Annotated in this window: 1 protein-coding gene; it reads right to left on the bottom strand. The window is 61.5% G+C overall.

Going from position 1 to position 527, the window contains the following annotated elements; genetic code table 11:
* Position 1: 1 nt before the first annotated feature.
* Positions 2-421 carry a hypothetical protein gene (locus tag ACTMTF_RS49460; RefSeq protein ID WP_441117045.1) on the bottom strand — a complete coding sequence of 140 codons (420 nt, stop codon included), beginning with the start codon at positions 419-421 and terminating at the stop codon, positions 2-4.
* Positions 422-527: the final 106 nt, after the last annotated feature.

Here is a 527-nt window from a genome sequence, read left to right as displayed (position 1 = left end):
ACTAGTAGATGCGGTACTTCTTGCCGCAGTTGTCGAACTTGCCGGCCCAGCAGGTGTAGGTGTAGACCTTGCCGATCCCGTGGCCGCTCCAGGAGCCGACCTTCTTGCCGTCCCAGGCGTGGTTGAACTTGTGCCAGGAGCCGTTCTTGTAGACCTCGAACCACACCCAGCCCTTCTTGCCACCGAACTTGTCCACCCCGTACCACTTCGTGAACACCTTGCCGTGGCTCTTCCACGTCTTGCCGAAGGTGTACGCCTTGTGGTCGCCGGAGAAGAACTTCCCCCACTTGACGATGGTGGCGGTGCTTGCGGTGCTTGCGGTCGTGCTGGTCTGCGTGGCCGCCTGAGCGGCGGGAGCGACGGCGAGACCGGTGACGGCCATCGAACCGGCCAGAGCGGCGATCGCGAGAGTCTTACGCATTTCGGGTTCCTCCCCCAGTTGGTGCTTTCCGACAGCACGAACGTTACGGAGAACCCCAGCGATCAACTGTGGAGGAATCCACACACAGCATGTGATCGGCACCACA

It is taken from the genome of Nonomuraea sp. ZG12 (assembly GCF_052068115.1).
Classification (GTDB): Bacteria; Actinomycetota; Actinomycetes; order Streptosporangiales; family Streptosporangiaceae; genus Nonomuraea.
Note: the sequence above shows the minus strand (reverse complement) of the source record. Positions and strands in the feature narration are given on the sequence as shown.

Coding starts and splice junctions, on each gene's coding strand:
- ACTMTF_RS49460 (WP_441117045.1), bottom strand. CDS start 421: ATGCGTAAGACTCTCGCGATCGCCGCTCTGGCCGGTTCGATGGCCGTC.